The following is a 5,621-nucleotide window of genomic DNA, read 5'->3' as shown; positions in this document are numbered from 1 at the left end:
CTCCTCGTAGGAGGTGTAGTCCTCGTGGCACTCGACCTTCTTGTCGTGGACCTGCACGACCTGGTAGACGGCGTTCTCGGCCGAGCACGGGACCGGCTCGGTCTTGGAGTCGATCACCGACGCCGAAATCACGTTGATGCACTCACCGACCTTCGAGCGGGCGGTGTCGGACTTGCTCGCGTCCTTGGCGACCTCGGTGACCTTGTCCACGGCCGAGCAACTCGCGGCACCGAGTGCCGCGACCGCCAGCAGTGCGAGCGAGAACCGCGAAACCATTCCCTTGCCGGTGAACGTCATGCGAACCTTCTTTCTGCAGAACCTCACCGCGGACCCTTCGGCGGTGTAGGCCCCGATCACCCAACCTCACCCGGCGTCGGCGAGCATCCGGGAAACCACGGTAATTTCGCCGCGGTGGCACCGTTATGCTCTGATCCGGCCGTCCACGGCCGATCTCGCCAGTGAGGTACGGAGTGTCATGTTCGAACGCGCATTCGTCGGCCGTGCCGCCGAACTCGCCGCGCTGACCACGACTTTCACCGGCCCGGACGCGCCCTGGTTGCTGCTGGTCGACGGACCGGCCGGAATCGGCAAGTCCCGCTTGATCGCCGAGTTCATCGGCGCGGCCCGCTGCCGGGTCCTGGTGGTCACCAGCGCCGAGGACGCCCAGTCGCAGCCGCACTATCTCGCCGATGACATCGTCGAGCAGCTGGGTGAGGGCGCGGGTGATGCGTCCGCGGCGGCACCCAAGACCTCGGGAGTGACGCCGGATTCACGCGACCCGGCCGATCTGGTTCGCCATGTGCGGCGTGCGCTCGGCGCGGTCGAGACCCTGCTCGTCGTCGACGACGCGCAGTGGGCAGACCTGGAATCGGTGCGGCTGCTCGCCTTTCTGATCCGGAACCGCCCCGCGCGGGGATTCCGCCTGCTGCTCTGCTTCCGCGACGGCGGTTGCCCACCGTCGATCGCCCGATCGGTCCGCGCGCCGCGGGTGCGGACGGTGCACGTGCGGGTTCCACCGTTCACCGAGGCCGATGTCGACGGGTTGCTGCCGGGGGAGGACCCGGGTCGGCGGGCCAGATTGTTCGCCGCGTCCCAGGGCAACCCGCTGTACCTGACGCTGCTCGCCGATCTGCCCGACCGCGAATTGGATCGGGCATTGCAGGGGGAGGAACCCGACCCCGCGTCGAACGATTTCGCGGCGCTGGACCGGACGATCCGCGCCGAACTGGCCCAGCTTCCGGATACCGAGCGGCTGGTAGCGCAGGCCATCGCGGTGTGTGGACTGCCCCCTGACCTCGAATTATTGTGCTCGACAGCCGATCTCGCGGAGGGCGCCGTGGCCGCGGCGGTGGACGGGCTGGTTCGGCGCGGCGTGGTCAGCATCGGTGACGGCGCGGTGACGTTCGCGCATCCGCTGATTCGCACGGCCGCCTACCGGCTGTCCGGCCAGGGCTGGCGAGCGCTGGCGCACCGCAGGGCCGCGCTCGCACTGCGCGCACGTGGCGCGTCGATGCCCTCGCGCGCGCGTCATCTCGAGCACACGCTCCTCGGCGCCGACGAGATCGCGGGCGCGGAACTGCGACTGGCCGCCGCACAGGTGCTCGCCGACGCCCCGGCGGCGAGCGCCCGCTGGCTTTCGGCCGCCGCGCGGATCGCGCCCGCGACCGACGACCCACTCGCCGCCGCCCTGGCACTGGGCCGGGCGCAATTGCTGTCCGGCGCGGCCGCGCGAGCGGTGGAGACCCTCGAACCGGCTGCCGCCACCGCGGGTCGGCACCAGCTGGAGGCGCTGCTGCTGTCAGCCCGTTGCGCGCGCATGCTCGGTCGCGTCGATCAGGCGCGCACGCTGCTGGCGCACGGTGCGACGCTGCCTCGCCGCCCCGGCGACGGACCCGTGCAACTGGAACTCGCGATCCTGGAAATGCAGGATCGCCAGGACTCCGAAGGCCAGGCCCGCCTCACCGCGTTGTTCGACTCCGACGCCATCGACGACCCGGCCGTTCGCGCCGCCGCGACAGCCTTGCGCTGTCTCGGTCTCCTGGCCGACGCGCGCATCGCCGAGGCCGCCCAGCTCTACGACCCCTGTGGCCGAGCGTTCGGCCTGCTCACCGACACAGTCCTGCGTGAGGTGGTCCACGCCGCCCCCGTGTTCGGCTGGTGCGCCTACTTCCTCGACCGCGATGCCGACGGCCTGCACCACCTGGACCGTGCGATCGCGGTGAGCCGCCGCTTCGGCCGCACCTACGCTCTCGCCGAACTCCACACGGTTCGCGCCTACTCGCTGGCCAAACTCGGCCGTCTCCACGACGCCATCGCCGCCGCCGATGAAGCCACCGACGCGGCGACCACCTTCGGCTATCCCGACCTGGTCTCCTTCGCAGGCGCGCTGAAACTGCGCACTCTCCAACTGAGCGCCCCGCCGGCGGCGGTAACCACCCAGTGGCACATCGTTTCCGCGCTCACACGCCCCACCGTGCGCTGGTGGCGCCAGGTGGTGGAGACAACCCTCACCGAAGTCGGCCGAACCCTGGACCTGCCCGCCTGCGCACCCCCACCCCAGAACGGCCGACCCGGCCCGCTCACGCCGACACACCTGTCCCGGGCCGCCCGCGCCGCGATAGCCGCCGGCGACCTCGCCGCCGCCGCCGACCTGGTCGCTCGTGCCGAAGCGGCCGCCGCGGCGACGAGTCACGCCGTCCACCTCGGCGAGCATTCCGTCGCGACCGTGCGGATCACGCCGGGCGGGGACCTCGGCAGTCAGGTGGGTGCGGCCGCGCTGGCGCGGGCCGAGTACTCCGCGGCCACGGGCGAGGTGGCCGTCGCGGCAGCGGCTGCCGAGGCAGCGGTCGCGGCGTTCGCGCGTGCCGGAATGGTGGTGAACCGGGCACAGGCCGAGTTGATCGCCGGTGTCATCGCGGGCAGATGTGGTGATTTCGGTCGCGCGACCAGTCGATTCGCCTCCGCACGCGCTGTCTTTCTCGCCACCGGTGCCACCCGTCTGCTCGACGAGGTGACCACCGAACAACGTCGTCTCGCAGGCGCCCAGCGTGTCGGTCCCCCGGCCGCACTGACCCGGCGCGAACGCGAAGTCGCCGAGCTGGCCGCCAACGGCCACACCAACAAGGCCATCGCCGAGCACCTCTGCCTCAGCCCCCGCACCGTCGAGGACCATCTCAGCCGAGTACTGCGCAAACTGGGACTGGCCGGCCGCGCGGGCATCGCGCGCAAGCTCGGCGAGCTCGACATCGCGGAGTCCGCCGGGTGACCGGGCGCGCGGTGATCGCCGTGGCGGTCGACGGCGCCGGTCCGTTCGGTGAGGTCGAGCACCTGTCGGCCCAGTCGTTTCGGGCTTGACCGACGTCACTGCGCGCGATGACCGCCCGACCCGGTGACCGCACTACGCTCGAACACATGACTTCCGCACCTCCTACCGTGACCGTTCGCCGGGTGACCACCACCCGCGCCGGTGGCTTCTCGACCGCGCCCTACGACTCGTTCAACCTGGGTGACCACGTCGGTGACGATCCGGAAGCTGTGCGCCGTAACAGGATTCGGCTGGCCGAGGGCATCGGCCTCACTCCCGACCGGCTGGTGTGGATGGAGCAGGTCCACGGGCGCACTGTCGAGATCGTCGACGGGCCGCGCGCCGAACCGGTGCCGGTGACCGACGCGCTGGTCACGACCGTGCCGGGACTGGCGCTGGTGGTGCTCACCGCCGACTGCGTGCCGATCCTGCTCTCCGACGACGAGGCCGGCGTCATCGCCGCCGTGCACGCGGGCCGCATCGGCGCCCGGATCGGCATCGTGCCGCGCGTCCTGGACGCGATGGTGTCGGTCGGCGCCCGTGTCGACCGCATCGGCGCCTTCCTCGGCCCCGCCGCCTCGGGTCGTCAGTACGAGGTCCCCGCCGCGATGCGCGCCGACGTGGAAGCCCACCTGCCCGGCAGCGCGACCACCACCGCTCGGAAGACTCCCGGTCTCGACCTGCGCGCGGGCATCCGCCGACAGCTCACCGAGGCGGGTGTCGCCGGAATCGCCGTCGACCCCCGCTGCACCATCGAGGACAAAACCCTGTTCAGCCACCGCCGCGGCGCCCCCACCGGCCGCATCGCCGGCGTGATCTGGATGGATCCCGCCGCATGACGACCGAAACCGCGACGGACCGCACCGCGGAGCTCTCGGCCCGCCTCGACGGGCTGCTCGCGCGCGTCGACGCCGCCGTCGACGCCGCCCGGCGCCCGGCGGGCTCGGTCCGTCTGCTCCCGGTGACGAAGTTCTTCCCCGCCACCGATGTGGCCATCCTGTACGCCCTCGGACGGCGCGAATTCGGCGAGTCGCGCGAGCAGGAAGCCTCGGCGAAGGTCGACCAGCTGGCCTACGACGATGTCGAATGGCACATGATCGGTCGTTTACAACGCAACAAGGCGCGCTCGGTCGCGCGCTGGGCGCACACCGTGGCCTCGGTCGACAGCGAACGTCTGGCAAATGCCCTGGACCGGGCGGCGCAGGACGCACTCGCAGCCGGCGAGCGTATCGCGCCGCTGCGGGTGCTGCTGCAGGTGAGCCTGGACGCCGATCCCGGACGCGGGGGTGTCGCACCGGCCGATCTGCTCGCCCTGGCCGACCTGGTAGCGAAGGCGCCCGGACTGCATCTGGCCGGTCTGATGGCGATTCCGCCCCTTGACGCCCCGAGTGATGTGTCGTTTGCGAATCTTGCGACATTGCACACTTCGCTGCTCGCGCAACACGCCGAAGCCACCGAACTTTCTGCAGGTATGTCGGGTGATTTGGAGATTGCGGTCGAACACGGTTCGACGTGCGTGCGTGTCGGAACCGCCCTGATGGGCGCGCGACCGATAACCTCGGCGTAGCAAAGAAACCTCACCAGTCACATTCGACACATACGATTGGGCTGAAGAGGCGCTGAGCAAGAACTTCAACACCCGGCCGCCACCGGGGCCGAAGGAAGGTCGACCAGATGAGTACCCTGCATAAGTTCAAGGCGTACTTCGGCATGGTTCCGCTCGATGAGTACGAAGACGACTACGTCGACGATCATGCCCCTCGCGGCGTCGAGGAGCGCGCTGGCCGCGTTCGTCCGCGCAGCTACGACCGTTATGCCGAAGACCGCTACGGCGCCGACCGTTTCGAGGACGAGGCCGACGACTTCCCGCAGCCGGCGTACAAGTCGGCCTACCAGGCGCGTCGCGACGACTATGTCGCCGACACCTACGCCGACGATCGCTACGAGACGCCGCGTCGCCCCACCAGGATCGAAACGGCGCCGTCGTCGGGCCGGTCCTTCCGGGCAGGCGGTGTCGCACCCGGTATGCGCGGCTCCACTCGTGGTGCGCTCGCGGTCGATCCCGACGCCGAGGAGCGCAGGCTGGAGGAGCGCTTGCGCCCCGAGCCCGCACCCGCGCGGCGTCCTGGGATCTTCGAGGACGGAGGTCCCTTGTCCAAGATCACCACGCTGCGTCCGCGCGATTACAGCGAGGCCAGGATCATCGGTGAACGGTTCCGCGAAGGGAATCCGGTCATCATGGACCTGGTCGACCTGAGCAATGCCGATGCCAAAAGGCTGGTCGATTTCGCGGCCGGACTCGCTTTCGCGCTGCGTG

At 70.3% G+C, this 5,621-nt stretch carries 4 protein-coding genes and 1 pseudogene; 4 read left to right on the top strand and 1 reads right to left on the bottom strand.

Translation table 11 applies throughout. From position 1 onward, the window contains the following. Positions 1-297, bottom strand: a pseudogene (locus ACFWF3_RS22105) (hypothetical protein); the annotation flags it as partial. A 178-nt stretch (positions 298-475) separates the two neighbouring features. Between ACFWF3_RS22105 and ACFWF3_RS22100 the strand changes: the two are divergent. From ACFWF3_RS22100 to ACFWF3_RS22085, 4 genes are all read left to right on the top strand, one after another. After that, positions 476-3,265 (top strand): AAA family ATPase, encoded by a 2,790-nt coding sequence (locus tag ACFWF3_RS22100; RefSeq protein ID WP_379315103.1) that lies wholly within the window; start codon positions 476-478, stop codon positions 3,263-3,265. Positions 3,266-3,411: 146 nt separating this feature from the next. Next, positions 3,412-4,143, top strand: coding sequence for a peptidoglycan editing factor PgeF (gene pgeF, locus ACFWF3_RS22095; protein ID WP_379315102.1), 732 nt, complete (start codon positions 3,412-3,414; stop codon positions 4,141-4,143). Continuing rightward, positions 4,140-4,871 carry a YggS family pyridoxal phosphate-dependent enzyme gene (locus tag ACFWF3_RS22090; protein WP_379315101.1) on the top strand — a complete coding sequence of 244 codons (732 nt, stop codon included), beginning with the start codon at positions 4,140-4,142 and terminating at the stop codon, positions 4,869-4,871. Before pgeF ends, ACFWF3_RS22090 begins: the two co-directional genes overlap by 4 nt. Before the next feature lie 107 nt (positions 4,872-4,978). After that, the coding region (locus ACFWF3_RS22085) for a cell division protein SepF (protein ID WP_379315100.1) at positions 4,979-5,621 on the top strand (643 nt) is incomplete at its 3' end.

This window comes from Nocardia sp. NPDC060220, from assembly GCF_042727815.1.
Classification (GTDB): Bacteria; Actinomycetota; Actinomycetes; order Mycobacteriales; family Mycobacteriaceae; genus Nocardia.
Note: the sequence above shows the minus strand (reverse complement) of the source record. Positions and strands in the feature narration are given on the sequence as shown.

What these genes read in the sequence shown, in the direction of transcription:
- ACFWF3_RS22100 (WP_379315103.1), top strand. Translation starts at nt 476, where the DNA reads ATGTTCGAACGCGCATTCGTCGGCCGTGCCGCCGAACTCGCCGCGCTG.
- pgeF (WP_379315102.1), top strand. Translation starts at nt 3,412, where the DNA reads ATGACTTCCGCACCTCCTACCGTGACCGTTCGCCGGGTGACCACCACC.
- ACFWF3_RS22090 (WP_379315101.1), top strand. Translation starts at nt 4,140, where the DNA reads ATGACGACCGAAACCGCGACGGACCGCACCGCGGAGCTCTCGGCCCGC.